Here is a 14744-nt window from a genome sequence, read left to right as displayed (position 1 = left end):
CAATCGCGGACGGCGGGTCACACGGATTCGGCCGGGCGGCGGCCGAGCATGTCGATCCGGTTGAGCACGGGATTGCCGGCGATGACCTTGGTGAAGCTGACCTTCTCGGCCGCGGCCGTCAGCGCCACGACGGTGCCGAGCACCGCGTACCGGCCGGGCTTGCCGAGCCCCACGACGGCGGCGAGCCCGAGGAGGGCGCCCAGGGAGTTGGCGCCCGCGTCGCCGAGCATCGCGCGTTCGCCGAGGTCGTCGGGGAGCAGCGCGGCGGCGGCCCCCAGCGGGACGGCGGCGAGCGCCGCCGCGGCGGGCCTGTCACGCAGCACCGACGCCGCGAGCAGCGGCCCGCCCGTCAGCAGGCCGACCTTGACGGCGCGGCCGGGACGCAGGTCGAACAGGTTGGCGAGGTTGGCCGCACCCGCGATCGTGGCACCGTTGACCAGGGTGTCGACCGGGCCGCGCGACACGAGCGCGGCCGAGACGAGACCCGTGGCGCCAATACCGAGGATCTTGACGGCGCCGCTGGTGACCTGGCCGCGGGCGAGCGCGCTCAGGTGGCCCTTGAAACCCTTCGAGTCGGTGGTGCCGTAGAGATCGTCGTACGCGCCGAGCGCTCCGCTGCCGGTGCCCGCGATGAGCGCGGCGGCACGCAGGCGACCGGGCAGGCCAGGGGTGACCGCGGCGGCGGCGGCAGAACCCGCGACGAACGCGGGACCTTCCAGCAGGGTGATGGGCTCGCCGCGGTGGTTCTTCCGCGTCCAGCGGCTGCTCAGCTCGGCCGGCCGGTTGCGGGTGAACGCCGCGTACGCAAGCCGGGCGGTCGCGGCGCCGGCCACGGCACCGGCACCGGCGAGGGCGTACAGGAGGCCACGGGACCGGCCGGCAGGCATGTCAGCTCCCAGAGTCGGTAGTGGGGGTCGGGGTGGGCGTCGTCACCTGCGGCATCCCCGCGGAGGCTCCCCGGCCCAGACCGTACTGCCCGGCGCGCCCGGACAGCTGTTCCTGGAGAGAGTAGACCATGACGACGCGGCCCACCGGCATGTCAGAGGTATCGATCGAGGACACGCGCTTGGCGACCTCGCTGTTGTCACGCAGGGCACTGATCACGTCGCCGGGCATGGCCGCAGGGGCCGCCATGCCCGCGAGCACCGTGCCCCGGCTCGCCACGTCGAACCCGTTGGCCACCGAGACCACCGCGCCGGCCTGCGCCTCCGCGTTGTCGCCCTCGTACGGCCGCTCCGGCGCAAAGACGACCGCGAGCGTGGCCCGCTGGGCCGGGTCTCCGTCGAAGCTGAGCAGCCCGCCCGCCTCGAAGGTGCTGAGGACGTCGGTGGCGGCGGTGTTGGGCGTGCCGGCCTGCGCCGCGTCGTTCGTGACGAGGGCGGAGGCGAGCAGCGCGGCGGCGCGGTCCCAGCTGGTGGCCGTGGTCGGGAAGAGCATGTTGACCGGCTTGAGCTGGTTGACCAGCCCGTCGAGTACGCCCCGGCTCCTCGGGTCGAGGAACTTCTCGGTCAGCGTGACGCGTCCGGAAATCTCGGCGCCCGCCTGCGTGAGCACCTGCTGGGCGGCCTCGCGCACGCTGCTGCTGGAGCCCGGCGTCTCGACCAGCAGCACCCGCTGCCCCACGAGCTCACCCGTGACGAGGTTCTGGGTCGCGGCGGCGATGAACGCGTCGTTGCCGGCCTCACGGCCGCGCAGCGTGTCGATCTCGGTGCGCAGCTCCTCGTTCGTCTCGGTGAGCCGGCCCGTGAGCTCCTGGGCGGACTTGACCGCGGGCTCCTGCAGGAGCGTGGTGCCCAGCACGATGCCCACGGCGAGCGCCAGGAAGATGGCGACGATGGAGACGAGGTGGTAACGAAAATCGATCACGAGAAGAGTCCGACCAGCCAGAAGATGAACGCGTTCCAGACGTCTTGCAGGCCGTTCAGCCACGTGCGGCCTAGTGGCGAGACAAAGAGCGCGACCCCCATGGTGATCAGCGCCGTGACCACGAGAAGGACCAGTTGCGAGGTGGCGATGCGGCTGCGGTAGAGGCGGCTCACGCCCTTGGCGTCGATGAGCTTGCTCCCGATGATCAGCCTGGTGAGGAAGGTGCTGGCCATGCCGGAGCGTCCCTTGTCGAGGAACTCCTCCAGCGTGCCGTGGGTGCCGACCGCGACGATGAGTTCGGCGCCCTTGTCGTCGGCGAGGAGCATCGCGATGTCCTCGCTGGTGCCGGTGGCAGGGAAGATGACCGCGTCGCGCCCGAGCTGGTGGACGCGTTCGAGGCCGGGCGCCCTGCCGTCGCGGTAGGCGTGCACGACGAGTTCGGCGCCGCAGGTGAGGGCCTTGGTGGAGACCGAGTCGAAGTCACCGACGATCACGTCGGGAAGGTAGCCGGCCTCCAGCAGCGCGTCGGCCCCGCCGTCGACGCCCACGAGCACCGGACGGTATTCGCGGATGTAGGGGCGCAACGTGGCGATGTCTTCCTTGTAGTGGTAGCCGCGCACCACGATGAGGGCATGCCGGCCCTCCATCGAGGTGCGGATCTCGGGCACGCCGACCCCTTCGATGAGCAGCTTGCCCTCGCCGCGTACGTACTCCATCGTGTTGACGGCGAACGCCTCGATCTGGACGGAGAGCCCCGCGCGGGCCTCGGCCATGGCGGCCTCGACGCTCTCCGTCGTCTGCTCGATGCCCTTGCCCACCACGTCTTCTTCGAGGTGGACGACACCGTCGCAGACGCGCACGACGTCGCCGTCCTTGATGCGTTCGAAGAGCTCCGGGGTGGCGTTGTCGATGAACGGCACGTTGGCCTCGAGCAGAATCTGCGGCCCCAGGTTGGGGTAACGGCCGCTGATCCCCGCCGCGACGTTGACCACGGCCTTGACCCCGCATGCGACGAGGGCCTCCGCGCTGACCCGGTCAACGTCGACATGGTCGATAATCGCGATCTCTCCGGGCTGGAGGCGTTTCGTAAGCCTCTTGGTGCGCCGGTCGATTCTCGCCACTGCCGTTATACCGGGAAGGTCACCGACCTTCCGCCCGCGGAGGCCCGGCATTTTGCTTCCCGGAACCTTCATCACGACCATCCTGCCAGAGCGAAACGGCGCACAGGCCACGCATTACCCGGCGTGTCCACTATGTCACCCGGAATCACCTGTCCGCTGCCGCCAGCCCCAGGAGTTCCTCGGCGTGCGCCCGGCCGAGCTCGGAGTCCTCCAGCCCGGCCAGCATGCGGGAGAGCTCGCGTACGCGGCCCTCGTGGTTGAGCGTCACGACGCCGCTGCGCACGACGCTGCCGTCGCTCGCCTTCTCCACCACGAGATGCTGGTCGGCGAACGCCGCGACCTGGGGCAGGTGGGTGACCACTATCACCTGCGCGGTGCGGGCCAGCCGGGCGAGCCGGCGCCCGATCTCGACCGCGGCCTTGCCGCCGACCCCCGCGTCCACCTCGTCGAACACGAACGTCGGCACGGGGTCGGCGCCGGCGAAGACCACCTCGATGGCGAGCATCACACGACTCAGCTCACCGCCGGAGGCGCCCTTGTTGAGCGGCAGCGGCGGCGCGGCCGGGTGGGCGGCCATGCGCAGCTCGACCTCGTCGCGGCCCTCGGGTCCGAACTCGTCGCTCCTGGTGAGCTGGACGACGACCCTGGCGTGCGGCATCGCGAGCGCGGTGAGTTCTTCGGTGACCGCGTGGCCGAACCGCTCGGCGGCGGCCTCGCGCACCTTCGTCAGCTCGTCGGCCAGTTCGGTGAGCCGGGCCGTGAGCTCGTCCAGCTCTCGCGTCAGCTCTCCGATGCGCTCGTCGTCGCCTTCGAGCTCGGTCAGCCGGGCCGCCGAACTCTGCGCCCAGGCGAGGACGGCCGTGGTGTCCTCGCCGTACTTGCGGGTCAGGCCGGACAGCACCGACCTGCGCTCCTGCACGGCCGCGAGCCGTCCGGGGTCGGCCTCGACGGACTCCGCGTACGCCGCCAGGTCGGTGGCCACGTCGGAGATCAGGTATCCGGCCTCGGCCAGCCGGTCGGCCACCCCGGCGAGCTGGGCGTCGAAGTCGCGTACGGCCTCCATCGCGGCCCGCGCCTCGCCCAGCAGGGACACGACGTCACGCGCGCCGCCCGCGGCCTCCATCGGGTCGCCGAGCAGCGCCGTGTGCGCGGTCGTCGCCGCATTGCGCAGGGCGTCGGCGTGCGAGAGCCGCTCCTCCTCGGCGCGCAGCTCAGCGTCCTCGCCGGGCTTGGGGTCAACCTTCTCGATCTCCTCCAGGCCGAACCGCAGCAGGTCGGCCTCCTGCGCCCGCTCCCTGGCGCGGGTCGTCAGCTCCTCCAGCTGCGCCGCCACCTGCTTGTGCCGTCGGTACGCCTGCGTATAGGCCCGCAGCGGCTTGACCAGCGCGTTCCCGGCATAGCGGTCGAGCGCGGCGCGCTGCCTCGCGGGCTGCAGCAGCCGCTGCTGGTCCATCTGCCCGTGCACGGCCACCAGGTCGTCGGCCAGGTAGGTCAGCGTGCCGACGGGCACCGACCGCCCGCCGAGCCACGCCCTGGATCTGCCCTCGGCCGAGACGGTGCGCGAGATGATCAGCTCGCCGTCCTCGGCCTGACCGCCGATGTCCTCGACCTGCTGCGCGACCCGGCCGCCCGGATCGATGACGAGCGTGCCCTCGACACTCGCCCGCTCGGCCCCCGGCCGGATGCGGGACGGGTCGGCCCGGCCGCCGAACAGCAACCCGAGCCCGGTGACGACCATCGTCTTGCCCGCGCCGGTCTCGCCGGTGACCACGTTGAAGCCCGGGGAAAGCTCGAGCACGGCCTCGTCGATGACGCCGAGCCCCTGGATGCGGACCTCCTCGACCCTTGGTCGCACTGCCCACTCCCGTTCACTGCCGTGTCTGACACCGCTGCCGGTGAAGGTCCGCCGGCGCGGCCCGCCATGCCCACGTGATCCTACGCGCTCTCCTGTCCATTCACTCAGGGTCGAGCCCTTCCGCGCCATCCCTGAACGGGTAGTTCGAACTTGGCGACGAGGCGGTCGGTGAACGGCGCACCTGTGCTCTCGACGCCGTGCAGGCGGGCCAGGCGCACGGGAGCCGCGCCCCGGCGGACCTCGACGCGGGAACCCGACGGAAGCTCGAACCTGCGGCGCCCGTCACACCACAGAGTGCCGGACGGCGTGTCCGGCATGATCTCGACGGCCAGCGTCGAGCGGGGCGAGACCACGAGCGGCTTGGCGAACAGCGCGTGCGCGCTGATGGGCACCATGAGCAGCGCGTCCACCTCCGGCCACACGACCGGCCCGCCGGCGGAGAACGCGTACGCGGTCGAACCCGTCGGGGTGGCGCATATCACGCCGTCGCAGCCCCAGCGGGACAGCGGTCGCCCGTCGATCTCGGCGACCAGCTCCAGCATGCGCCCCTGCTTCTCGATGGTGGCCTCGTTGAGCGCCCACGTGTCGGCCAGCACCCTGCCGTTCTGGCGGGCGACGACGTCGATCGTCATGCGCTCCTCGACGTCGTAGCGGCACCCCACCACGCTGTCGACGGCGGAGGCGAGGTCGGCGACCTCCGCCTCGGCCAGGAAGCCCACGTGTCCGAGATTGACGCCCAGCAGCGGAGTGCCCGCGGGCCGGGCCAGCTCGGCCGCGCGCAGCAACGACCCGTCGCCGCCGAGCACGAACATGACCTCGGCGTCCCTGGCCGCGTCCGGATGCGCCGGTACGACCTCCGCATCGGCGCGGCCGATCTCGTCGGCCTCGGTGTCGAGCACCCTGACGGTGATGCCCGCCTTGACCAGCCGGTCGATGACCAGCCGGGCGCTGTCGACGGCGGCCCCGCGCCCGGTGTGGACGGCGACCAGCACGGTGCGGTTGTTCGCGGCTCGGTTCATTGCGGCCCTTCCGCGACGGCGCGCAGGATCTCGCTCTCAAGGTCTGCGACCGGCGGCTCACCCTCACCCTTGCCCAGCCAGAGCAGGTATTCCACATTCCCCGACGGCCCGGGCAGCGGGCTCGCGGTGACGCCCCGCACGGTCAGCCCCAGCTCCATGGCCCTGGCCGCGGCGTCGCGCACCGACTGTGCCCGCAGCGCGGGGTCGCGGACGACGCCGCCCGCCCCCACGAGGTCCTTGCCGACCTCGAACTGCGGCTTCACGAGCATCACGAAGTCGGCCCTCGGCGCCGCGACCGCGGCCAGCGGGGGCAGCACCAGCCGCAGCGAGATGAACGACAGATCGCCCACGACCAGCGTGGGCGGCTCGCCGACCATGTCGGGGGTGAGGTCGCGCACGTTGACGCGCTCCATCACGGTCACCCGCTCGTCGTTGCGCAGCGACCAGGCGAGCTGTCCATAGCCGACGTCGACCGCCAGCACGTGGGCAGCGCCCCGGCGCAGCAGCACGTCGGTGAACCCGCCGGTGGAGGCGCCCGCGTCGAGGCAGCGGCGCCCGTCGACCGAGAGGCTCGTGAACGTCTCCAGCGCGCCGAGCAGCTTGTGCGCTCCGCGCGAAACGTAGTCGGGACCGTCCTCTGATGGGGCGACGACGATGGCCGACGCGGTGTCGACCTGCGTGGCGGGCTTCTCCGCCCGCCGGCCCCCCACGCTGACCCGACCGGCGTCGATCAGCTGGACGGCCTGCTCGCGCGACCTGGCCAGGCCGCGACGCACGAGCTCACTGTCGAGTCGGATCCTGCGGCTCACGGGCGCTCCAGGACCCCCTCGTACGCCGCCTGTCCAGCCGTCGTATGCTCGCCGTGCGCGTCGTCCACGGCCGCGAGCGCGCTCTCCAGGCCGGAGAACGCCTCCTCGAAGACGGCCACGTGCTCGTTGACAGGCAGCTCGCCCAGCCGGGCCAGGCCGGCCACGATGGCGTCGACCCGCTCGTCGGCGGTCTCCACGGGCAGCTCACTCATGTTTCGACCGTAGTGCCTCCCGCGAGCGCCCGGGACCTCGGCAGGCGTGTCATGCGTTGAAGGTCATACGAGAGTGCTACTCATGGGGAACGCTACCCTCCGCAAAGGGATGAAAGGATAGGCAAATGGCAAGCGTCGAGGAGTGCCGGGCGGCACTGGCCAAGCTCGTCGCCCAGTTCGACGAGATAGATGAGCAAGACCGCGCGAAACACGTGGTCGAGCGGACGCTCAGCTGCCGGGTGTCCGACCTCGACGTGACCTTCTACGGCCGGCTGCACCACGGAGGGCTCGACCCGTTCCTGGAGCAGCCGTCGCCTGACGGCAGGTCCGCCGACGTGAAGCTCACCATCCTGAGCGACGACCTGGTGGCGCTGGTGGCGGGCGAGCTCGACCTGGCGCGGGCGCTGCTCGGGGGCCGGGTGAAGGTCGACGCGAGCTTCGGCGACCTGCTGCGCCTTCGCCGGCTCCTCTGACGTCGTCCGCCGGGTGGCGCTGAATCCCCGAGTTTCAGCGACGCGCGAACATCCGCAGCCCCCGACTTACGCGACGAGCGGACAACTGATCAGTAGCCCCAACTCTGATGTGCGGGAGGCCCGCAAGCCACCCTCCACCCCTTCGTTCCCCTCCAAACGACCCCCCTGCCCTGCCCCACTCCTCGGAGGGCCACACCCACGGAGGCTCTTCCCGGTCGAAGACCTCACCCTGAGGAGGGTCGTACCGGCGGGAGGCCATACCGGCCTTGAGAGATGTCGTGGAAATGAGTCGAGCCGGTCGAGGACCGGCCCGCCGTCCAGGCAGCGTCGCAAACGGCCCGCCGCTCCTCACAGACCCGTCTGAGGGGCGCACCAGTCGGAGGGCCGTACCGGCCCCAGGGCATCGCGGAAACCAGCCGAGGCGATCGAAGCCGGCTTGACCATGTCCGCGTCAACGCGACCTTCACCAACCAACACCCAGGCGGCGTCGCAGGCTCGTGAAGTCGCACGCGGAGGGTCGTACCGGTCTTTCAGAGGGGTCGTGGATCAGCCCAGGCGGCGTCGCAGGCAACCTCTCCTCGTGAGGTCGCACCCGGCGGAGGGTCGTACCGGTCTTCAGAGGCGTCGTGGAGATCAGCCGAGGCGGTCGAGGGCCGGCTTGACCGCGTCCGCGTCAACGTGTCCTTCGCCGGCGGCCGCCCAGGCGGCGTGGCAGGCGGCTCGGAGACCGTCGATGCGGGTGCCGTCGCCGTCGAGCCGCAGAACGCCGTCCGTCCAGTGGGCCCGCCATCCGCCGCAGGTACCGTCGCGCACCTCCGGATACGGCTGGAGCAGAGCCTCCAGATCGTCCCCTATGTACGGGGGCCGATGACGGGGCTCGGCCGTCAGCACCTCTACCGGCGTCGCCACCCCAGTCAGTACCAACAGGCTCTCGACCCCGGCGTTGAACGCTCCCTCGATGTCGGTGTCCAGCCGGTCGCCGACGACCAGCGGCCGACGCGCGCCCGTCCGGATCACGGATTCACGATGCAGCGGCGGGTCAGGCTTACCCGCATAGATCGGCTCGACCCCGGTCGCGGCGGCGATCACGCGGACCAAGGCCCCGTTCCCCGGCTGCTCCCCCCGCCCGGTCGGCAGCGTGCTGTCGCGGTTGGAAGCCACGAACAGCGCCCCCGCTCGCACCGCGAGCGCTCCCTCCGCCAGCAGCCCGTACGACAGCCCGGGCGCGAACCCTTGCACCACCGCGGCAGGCGACTCGGCGGCGACCGAGATCGGCCGCAACCCCTGGTCGCGAAGCGCGAACCGCAGCCCCGACCCGCCGACCACCAGCACGTTCGCCCCGGGCGGCACGTGCTCGGCGACCACCCGGGCGGCGGCCTGCGCCGAGGTCACGACATCGGAGGCGGAGGCGGGCGCGCCCAGCTCCCGCAGGTGCGCGGCGATGGCCGCCGGCGTGCGCGAGGCGTTGTTCGTCACGTATGCGAGCCGCACGCCGTGCCGCTGCGCCCGCTCCAGCGCGGCCGGCGCACCGGGCACCGGGTGAGCGCCCAGGTAGACCACCCCGTCGAGGTCCAGCAGCAGGGTGTCGTAGCCGTCGATCAGCACAGCGCCTCTTCCTGGTTGACTCGCACACCGCCGGCCGGTGAGCCGATGGCCCACGGGTCGCCGGCTGACGAGCCGGTGGTTCTGCCGGCCCGTTGACTCTCACGCCGCGTGAGACTCTAGCGTCGCCCTCGTACCCATCTACAGGAAGGATCCCGCCATGTCCGCACCTGCCAACCTGTCGGCCGAGGAGCGTGCCGAGCTGTTCGGCGGTTTCGACCCGGACGAACACGCGGCCGAGGCCGAGCGACGCTGGGGCGGCACCCAGCCCTGGACCGAGTCGGCACGCCGCACGGCGTCCTACACCAAGGAGCACTGGCAGCGCTTCACGGCCGAGGCCGCCGACATCAGCACCCGCATGGCGGACGCCCTGCGAGCCGGACTGCCCACTGACGGCGAGGAGGCCATGGACCTGGCAGAGGAGCACCGCGCCCACATCACCCGCTGGTGCTACGACTGCACCTACGACATCCACCGGGGACTCGGCGACCTGTACGTCGAAGATCCTCGTTTCACGGCCTCCATCGACGCCGAGACTCCCGGCCTCGCCGCGTACTTCCGGGCCGCCATCCACGCCAACGCCCTCCGCCACCAGGCCTGAACCGTCACCCGAAACACCAGCAATCGAGACCGGGAACGACCGGGGCCCGGTAAAGCTTCACATCTCGCGACGCGCCCGCAAGGTCGCACGGACGCTCTTCAAAGCCGACACGTAGTGGTGTTCGTCCGGGCGCATGGCCACGGCGATGGCGAGGGGTTCCTGAGCCCCTTCCACGTCACCCGTACGCCACAACGCCAGCCCCAGCCCGAAATAGGCATAATCCTCGGCCGGATTGAAGTCGACGATCTGCCGGAAACTGGCCGCGGCCTCCGCGTACTGACGGGAATTGAACTGTGCGCGGGCCAGCGCCTCAAGGATGCTTCGCGATTCGGGCTCCTCCGCCGCCGCGCGTTCCAGCAGGGCCGCGGCGGCGGCCGGACTACCCTCTTTCAGAAGCTTGACCCCACGCTGGTACCAGTCGTAAACGCCGCCCCTGGGAGCGCCCGAGTTTCCATCCTGTACGTTTCGATCTTGGCACATGTGGGAGGACTCCTTCATCGCTGAACGGCGACTCCCGTCCCGCCCTGACGCGGGACGGCACTGACTGCAATCAAGGGGCGAATTCCGGAAGGCCCGAGCATTTATGGGAGCATGCCCGGTATGGGGACTCCTGAACTGCCGGTACCGGATGGACTGGTGCTACGGCCCTTCCGAGGCGTACGTTTCACTGTCGAAGATCCCGCCAAGGTGACCTCCCCACCGTACGACCTGATCTCCGACGCCGACGTCGAGCGCCTCCTTGACTCTCACCCGAACAACGTCGTCCGTCTCATCCTTCCCCGCTCCCCTCGCCGGAACGCCCCCACCAGCAGCTCGACGGCCGCCGACGCACCGCCACAGGACCGCTACGCCGAGGCGCGCGACACCTTGCGGACGTGGCTGAGCTCGGGCGTCCTAGCGCCGGACGCCGAACCGGCCCTGTACGTGTACGAGCAGAGCGGCCCAGGTGTCGTGCAACGTGGCCTGATCGGGGACGTCGGCCTGGCCGACCCCACCCAGGCCATCGTCCTGCCCCACGAGGACGTGCTTCCCGGACCCATCGCCGACCGCCTCGCGCTCATGAGCACCACCCAGGCCAACCTCGAACCCATCTTCCTCCTCTACGAGGGCGGCGACGGCGCCACCACCCGCCTGGTCGACGCAGTGGCCGACGAGCGCTCCCCCCTCGTGTCGGCCCGCACCGAGGACGGCCTCACCCATCGGCTGTGGGCGATCACGGACCCATCCGAGATCGCCGCGATCAACGCCGATCTCCACCACCGGCAGGCCCTGATCGCCGACGGCCACCACAGGTACGCGACGTACCGCGTCCTCCAGCGTCAGGAACACCTCTCCCGCCGACCGAACGCCGAAGCGCAAGCCGAAGCGGCCCAGACCGAAGCCGCCCACGACGAAGCCGCCCTGGGCGCCGCTGGTTCCGGCGCTGGTTCCGCCGCTGGGCAGAGATCTTCCGGCGACGGCGACAGAAGCCGTCCCGCGTTCGGGCCCTGGGACTTCGGGCTCGCGTTGCTCGTCGACTCCAGCGCGTATCCCCCGGACCTCAAGGCCATCCACCGCGTCATCCCGAGCCTTCCGTTGGAGGACGCGGTGGCCAAGGCGAAGGGCGCGTGGCGCGTCCACGACCACCCCGAGATCGCCGAAGGCGTGGCCGCACTCGAACGAACTCAGGGGCCGGCGTTCCTGCTCGCCGGGGAAGGCGGTGCGCACCTGCTCACCGATCCGGACCCGATGCAGCTGGCCCGCGCCATGCCCGCAGACCACTCCGATCGCTGGAACTCGCTCAACACCTCCATCCTGACCTCGTTCGTGCTGCCCATCGTCTGGGGTCTGCGGGACGACGAGCAGACCGTGCGCATCGTCCACCACGACATCGACGCCGCTGTGCGCCTGGCCCGTCAGATGGGCGGCACCGCGGTCATCCTGAAACCGCTCGCGGTCGAGGACGTGCTGTCCATCGCCGCCGGCGGCGAACGAGTCCCGCGCAAATCGACCTCCTTCGGCCCGAAGCCACGCACCGGCCTGGTGCTCCGTACCTTCGACATCGACTGACAACCGTCAGGAGCAACCGGCCCTCGCCGCGCAGGACCGGTGCAGGCCGGGGCAATTGCTTGCGTGTCACGTCCGAGGCGGCACCGCCGATCCAGCGGATGCCCGGCAGTCTCAGCCTGGTGGAACTCACCCGATGGCCGCCAGGGACGCCACCTGCCGAGGCACCAGGGCGGCGGTCAGGTCACCACCCTCAGGTTGGTCGGTCGGGGCGTCAGGCTCGGCCGGCTCGGCCTCGTACGGTCGCGCGGCGCTGACCTCTACTTCGTACCGCCAGATCTTCGCGGCGGACGGCCCGAAGACGCGGCAGCGCAGCGCCCCCGCCACCTCGAGGTAGTCGCGCGGTTGGAGACCTCGGACCACGGCCGCGATGTCCGGGTCGAACGTCACGCACGGAACGCTGTCGGTCAGCGCCGCACCCCGTCGGTGACGCCGTCGGCGCACGATGACGCGCCACTTCGTGACGGTGTCGCCGCTCGGCAACGGGTGCTCCTCGACCGACGCCGACAGCCTCCCCACCAGCGTGACCTCGTTCTTGTCCACAATCGTCCTCCTATCGGTGCTCCGCTGGAGATCACTCTCTACGATGAGGACAGGCTCAGTTCGGCTAGAACGCCGTTCTGGGGATGACGACTGGACGTTCGGGAGTGCCTGTGGACAACATCACCGCACTAGGCGGCGACGTCTATGAGATCGACACCAAGATGGCCGGATTCTCCGGCATCACGGCGGGCTACCTGATCCTGGGCGATCGGCCCTGCCTGGTGGAAACGGGCACGTCGACCTCGGCTCCCGTGGTCCGCGACGCCATCGCCTCACTCGGCGTCGGACCGGACGACCTCGCCACGGTCGTGGTGACGCACATCCACCTCGACCACGCCGGCGGAGTCGGTGACATCGCCCGGCACTTCCCGTCCGCCCAGATCGTCGTCCACGAGAAGGGAGCCCGGCACCTCGCCGAGCCCGGACGGCTGATGGCCAGCGCCCGGATGGTGTGGGGCGACCGGCTGGACACCCTTTTCGGCGAGATGTCCCCCACCGAAGCCGAACGCATCGTCGCCCTCGGCGACACCGGCACCATCGACCTCGGCAACGGCCGCACCCTGAACAGCCACTACTCCCCAGGTCATGCGAAGCACCACGTGGGGTTGATCGACTCTGCCACGGGCGACCTGTACGTCGGCGACGCGGCCGGCGTCTACCTGCCAGAAACGGGCGACCTGCGCCCTGCCACCCCGCCCCCGGACTTCGACCTCGACATCGCGCTCGGCTCGATCGGCTTGTTCAAGGCGCTGCAGCCCCAGCGACTGCTGTTCAGCCATTACGGGCCGGTCGATGCCGTACAGGACACGCTGGAGCGGTCCGCCGAGGAACTCCGGGTGTGGGTCGACCTCACGCGGCAGGCCAAGTCGGAAGGCATGGACCTCGATCACGCGGTCGCCATGGTCCGCGACCGCACCAAGGAACGCTACTCCGCGCTGACGGCCGACGAGGCCACAGCCGAGCAGTTCGAGCTGCTGAGCGGAGCGCCCTCCAACGTCGCGGGCATCCTTCACTGGCTCGACCGCGTCTCGCCCTGAACCTGCCGCTCAGCCGCCTGAACGCACGTCGCCCGCCGTACCACGAGGGTACGACGGGCGAGTGTCACATCAGTTGTCGTCCTTCGACCGCGCCTCAGCCGGTTCGCCGGACTCCTCCAGTACGTCACCGAAGTTCGGCTCGATGAACGCCGGAGTGATGGCCGATGTCTCGGCCTGCTCCGCAGCTTCCTCACCACCAGCAGCGACGTCGGAGTCGGCGTCCTCATCGGAGTCGTCCGGGACCTCGGCCGGGTCGTCGGCCGGGTCGTCGGCCGGGTCGGACTCATCGCCGACCTCGTCGGAGTCCTCGTCCGTAACGTCCTCGGCCTCGTCGAGGACGTCCTCGTCGACCTGGGCGGCCTCCGCGACATCGGCCTCGCCGGACTCGTCCTCGCCGTCGACATCCTCCTCGATGTCCTCGATGACGGCTCCGGTCAGCTCGGCGTATCGCTCAGCGGCGTCCGTCTCGCCGTCCTCGTCGAACGCCATCGCCCTGCCGAACCACTCGGTGGCCGCGTCCTGGTGTCCGGCGTCGGCCAGCGCGTCCGCGTACGCGAACGCCAGCCGCGCCGACCACGGCCTCGGCTGCGGGTCGCGCAGCTCGGGCAGACGCTGCAGCGTGATCACCGCGGCGTCGTACTGGCGCAGGTCACGGCGGGCGCCCGACTCGACGATGGTCATCTCGATGCGGCCCTCACGGTCGAGCCGCTCGGCTTCCGGCGAACGCACGAGGTCGATCGCCCGCTCGGGACGGCCGAGACCACGCTCGCAGTCGGCCATGACCGGCAGGTACGCCTCCGAACCCGTCATCCGCCTGGCAGCCCGCAGGTCACTCAGCGCCTCGGAGAAGTGCCCCGCACGGTAGGCGACGATGCCCGCGGCTTCCCGCACCACACCGATGCGGGCCGCGAACCTGCGCGCCACGTTGGTGTGCTCGTGCGCCCGGTCGGGGTCGTCGTCCTCGAGTGCCCGCTCGGCCGCGACGAGATGCCGGCCGACCAGGTCGGCGAGGTCACCCGGCAGCGAGCGCAGCTCCTCGAGAACCTCCTTGTCGAGTTCCTCGGCCCTGATGTCGGGCGCCACCTCGGGCAGCTTCTCGCGCTGCGGAGCCTCGCCCTCGCCGGACTCGGGCTTGCCGTAGCGAGCTCGGAAGCCGCCGCCCGGACGCTCATCGCGTCCCTCCCGCGAGAACGGCCTCGCCTCGCGACGGTCACCTTCGCGCCGGTCACCGTAACCACCCTCGCGACGGGGGCCACGGTCGCCGTATCCGCCCTCACGACGCGGACCGCGGTCGTCACGGAAGCCACCCTCACGACGGGGACCCCGGTCATCACGGAACCCACCCTCACGACGGGGACCGCGATCGGCGTAGCCGCCCTCGCGGCGGGGACCGCGGTCATCACGGAAGCCGCCCTCGCGGCGATCACCGAAACCGCCCTCACGGCGAGGGCCACGGTCGCCGTAACCGCCCTCACGACGCGGACCACGGTCATCGCGGAAGCCACCGCCCTCACGACGCGGACCACGATCCTGGAACCCACCGCCCTCACGACGCGGACC

The 14744-nt window shown here is 70.9% G+C and carries 15 protein-coding genes; 4 read left to right on the top strand and 11 right to left on the bottom strand.

The features are described 5' to 3' along the window. Positions 1 to 17: 17 nt before the first annotated feature. The 7 genes from BLR04_RS15735 to BLR04_RS15705 form a co-directional block, all read right to left on the bottom strand. Positions 18 to 887, bottom strand: a complete 870-nt coding sequence (locus tag BLR04_RS15735) for a hypothetical protein (RefSeq protein ID WP_090764896.1) — start codon at positions 885 to 887, stop codon at positions 18 to 20. Position 888: 1 nt separating this feature from the next. After that, the gene (locus tag BLR04_RS15730) at positions 889 to 1866 is read right to left on the bottom strand and encodes a copper transporter (protein WP_090764894.1); all 978 of its coding nucleotides are present in this window, start codon (positions 1864 to 1866) and stop codon (positions 889 to 891) included. Next, a complete protein-coding gene (steA, locus tag BLR04_RS15725) occupies positions 1863 to 3059 on the bottom strand; it encodes a putative cytokinetic ring protein SteA (RefSeq protein WP_090764892.1) in 1197 nt (398 codons plus the stop codon). The genes BLR04_RS15730 and steA overlap by 4 nt, the downstream gene beginning before the upstream one ends. Before the next feature lie 73 nt (positions 3060 to 3132). Further along, positions 3133 to 4842, bottom strand: coding sequence for a DNA repair protein RecN (gene recN / locus BLR04_RS15720; RefSeq protein ID WP_090764888.1), 1710 nt, complete (start codon positions 4840 to 4842; stop codon positions 3133 to 3135). Between the two features lie 104 nt (positions 4843 to 4946). After that, positions 4947 to 5861 (bottom strand): NAD kinase, encoded by a 915-nt coding sequence (locus BLR04_RS15715; protein ID WP_090764884.1) that lies wholly within the window; start codon positions 5859 to 5861, stop codon positions 4947 to 4949. Then, on the bottom strand, positions 5858 to 6670 hold the full coding sequence (locus BLR04_RS15710; RefSeq protein WP_090764881.1) for a TlyA family RNA methyltransferase: 813 nt from the start codon (positions 6668 to 6670) through the stop codon (positions 5858 to 5860). The genes BLR04_RS15715 and BLR04_RS15710 overlap by 4 nt, the downstream gene beginning before the upstream one ends. Further along, positions 6667 to 6882: a hypothetical protein gene (locus BLR04_RS15705; RefSeq protein WP_090764878.1), complete on the bottom strand. Its 216-nt coding sequence runs from the start codon at positions 6880 to 6882 to the stop codon at positions 6667 to 6669. Before BLR04_RS15705 ends, BLR04_RS15710 begins: the two co-directional genes overlap by 4 nt. 125 nt (positions 6883 to 7007) lie before the next feature. Here BLR04_RS15705 and BLR04_RS15700 point away from each other — a divergent pair, with 125 nt between their 5' ends. After that, a complete protein-coding gene (locus BLR04_RS15700) occupies positions 7008 to 7355 on the top strand; it encodes an SCP2 sterol-binding domain-containing protein (protein WP_090764875.1) in 348 nt (115 codons plus the stop codon). Positions 7356 to 7988: 633 nt separating this feature from the next. Here the strand turns inward: BLR04_RS15700 and BLR04_RS15695 are convergent. Then, the gene (locus tag BLR04_RS15695) at positions 7989 to 8960 is read right to left on the bottom strand and encodes an HAD-IIA family hydrolase (RefSeq protein WP_090764871.1); all 972 of its coding nucleotides are present in this window, start codon (positions 8958 to 8960) and stop codon (positions 7989 to 7991) included. A 157-nt stretch (positions 8961 to 9117) separates the two neighbouring features. Between BLR04_RS15695 and BLR04_RS15690 the strand changes: the two genes are divergently transcribed. Continuing rightward, positions 9118 to 9558, top strand: a complete 441-nt coding sequence (locus BLR04_RS15690) for a TipAS antibiotic-recognition domain-containing protein (protein ID WP_090764868.1) — start codon at positions 9118 to 9120, stop codon at positions 9556 to 9558. A gap of 57 nt (positions 9559 to 9615) precedes the next feature. On the opposite strand, the gene BLR04_RS15685 is transcribed toward BLR04_RS15690, so the two are convergent. Continuing rightward, entirely contained in the window at positions 9616 to 10056 is a 441-nt protein-coding gene (locus tag BLR04_RS15685; RefSeq protein WP_245740278.1) for a tetratricopeptide repeat protein, read from the bottom strand. 93 nt (positions 10057 to 10149) lie between these two features. Between BLR04_RS15685 and BLR04_RS15680 the strand changes: the two genes are divergently transcribed. Beyond that, the gene (locus tag BLR04_RS15680; RefSeq protein ID WP_090764862.1) at positions 10150 to 11607 is read left to right on the top strand and encodes a DUF1015 family protein; all 1458 of its coding nucleotides are present in this window, start codon (positions 10150 to 10152) and stop codon (positions 11605 to 11607) included. A gap of 126 nt (positions 11608 to 11733) precedes the next feature. Here BLR04_RS15680 and BLR04_RS15675 read toward each other — a convergent pair whose 3' ends face one another. Continuing rightward, entirely contained in the window at positions 11734 to 12147 is a 414-nt protein-coding gene (locus BLR04_RS15675) for a single-stranded DNA-binding protein (RefSeq protein ID WP_176903109.1), read from the bottom strand. Between the two features lie 83 nt (positions 12148 to 12230). On the opposite strand from BLR04_RS15675, the gene BLR04_RS15670 reads away from it, so the two are divergent. Next, a complete protein-coding gene (locus BLR04_RS15670) occupies positions 12231 to 13184 on the top strand; it encodes an MBL fold metallo-hydrolase (RefSeq protein WP_090764857.1) in 954 nt (317 codons plus the stop codon). A 69-nt stretch (positions 13185 to 13253) separates the two neighbouring features. Here BLR04_RS15670 and BLR04_RS15665 read toward each other — a convergent pair whose 3' ends face one another. Further along, positions 13254 to 14267 carry a hypothetical protein gene (locus tag BLR04_RS15665; protein WP_245740296.1) on the bottom strand — a complete coding sequence of 338 codons (1014 nt, stop codon included), beginning with the start codon at positions 14265 to 14267 and terminating at the stop codon, positions 13254 to 13256. Positions 14268 to 14744 lie beyond the last annotated feature (477 nt).

Source organism: Nonomuraea maritima, assembly GCF_900100395.1.
GTDB classification, from domain to species: domain Bacteria; phylum Actinomycetota; class Actinomycetes; order Streptosporangiales; family Streptosporangiaceae; genus Nonomuraea; species Nonomuraea maritima.
This window is presented reverse-complemented; position numbering and strand designations above follow the sequence as displayed.

Excerpts from the sequence above, each read along its gene's own strand:
- BLR04_RS15735 (WP_090764896.1), bottom strand. The coding sequence starts at position 887 with ATGCCTGCCGGCCGGTCCCGTGGCCTCCTGTACGCCCTCGCCGGTGCC.
- steA (WP_090764892.1), bottom strand. The coding sequence starts at position 3,059 with ATGAAGGTTCCGGGAAGCAAAATGCCGGGCCTCCGCGGGCGGAAGGTC.
- BLR04_RS15715 (WP_090764884.1), bottom strand. The coding sequence starts at position 5,861 with ATGAACCGAGCCGCGAACAACCGCACCGTGCTGGTCGCCGTCCACACC.
- BLR04_RS15705 (WP_090764878.1), bottom strand. The coding sequence starts at position 6,882 with ATGAGTGAGCTGCCCGTGGAGACCGCCGACGAGCGGGTCGACGCCATC.
- BLR04_RS15700 (WP_090764875.1), top strand. The coding sequence starts at position 7,008 with ATGGCAAGCGTCGAGGAGTGCCGGGCGGCACTGGCCAAGCTCGTCGCC.
- BLR04_RS15690 (WP_090764868.1), top strand. The coding sequence starts at position 9,118 with ATGTCCGCACCTGCCAACCTGTCGGCCGAGGAGCGTGCCGAGCTGTTC.
- BLR04_RS15685 (WP_245740278.1), bottom strand. The coding sequence starts at position 10,056 with ATGAAGGAGTCCTCCCACATGTGCCAAGATCGAAACGTACAGGATGGA.
- BLR04_RS15680 (WP_090764862.1), top strand. The coding sequence starts at position 10,150 with ATGCCCGGTATGGGGACTCCTGAACTGCCGGTACCGGATGGACTGGTG.
- BLR04_RS15670 (WP_090764857.1), top strand. The coding sequence starts at position 12,231 with ATGACGACTGGACGTTCGGGAGTGCCTGTGGACAACATCACCGCACTA.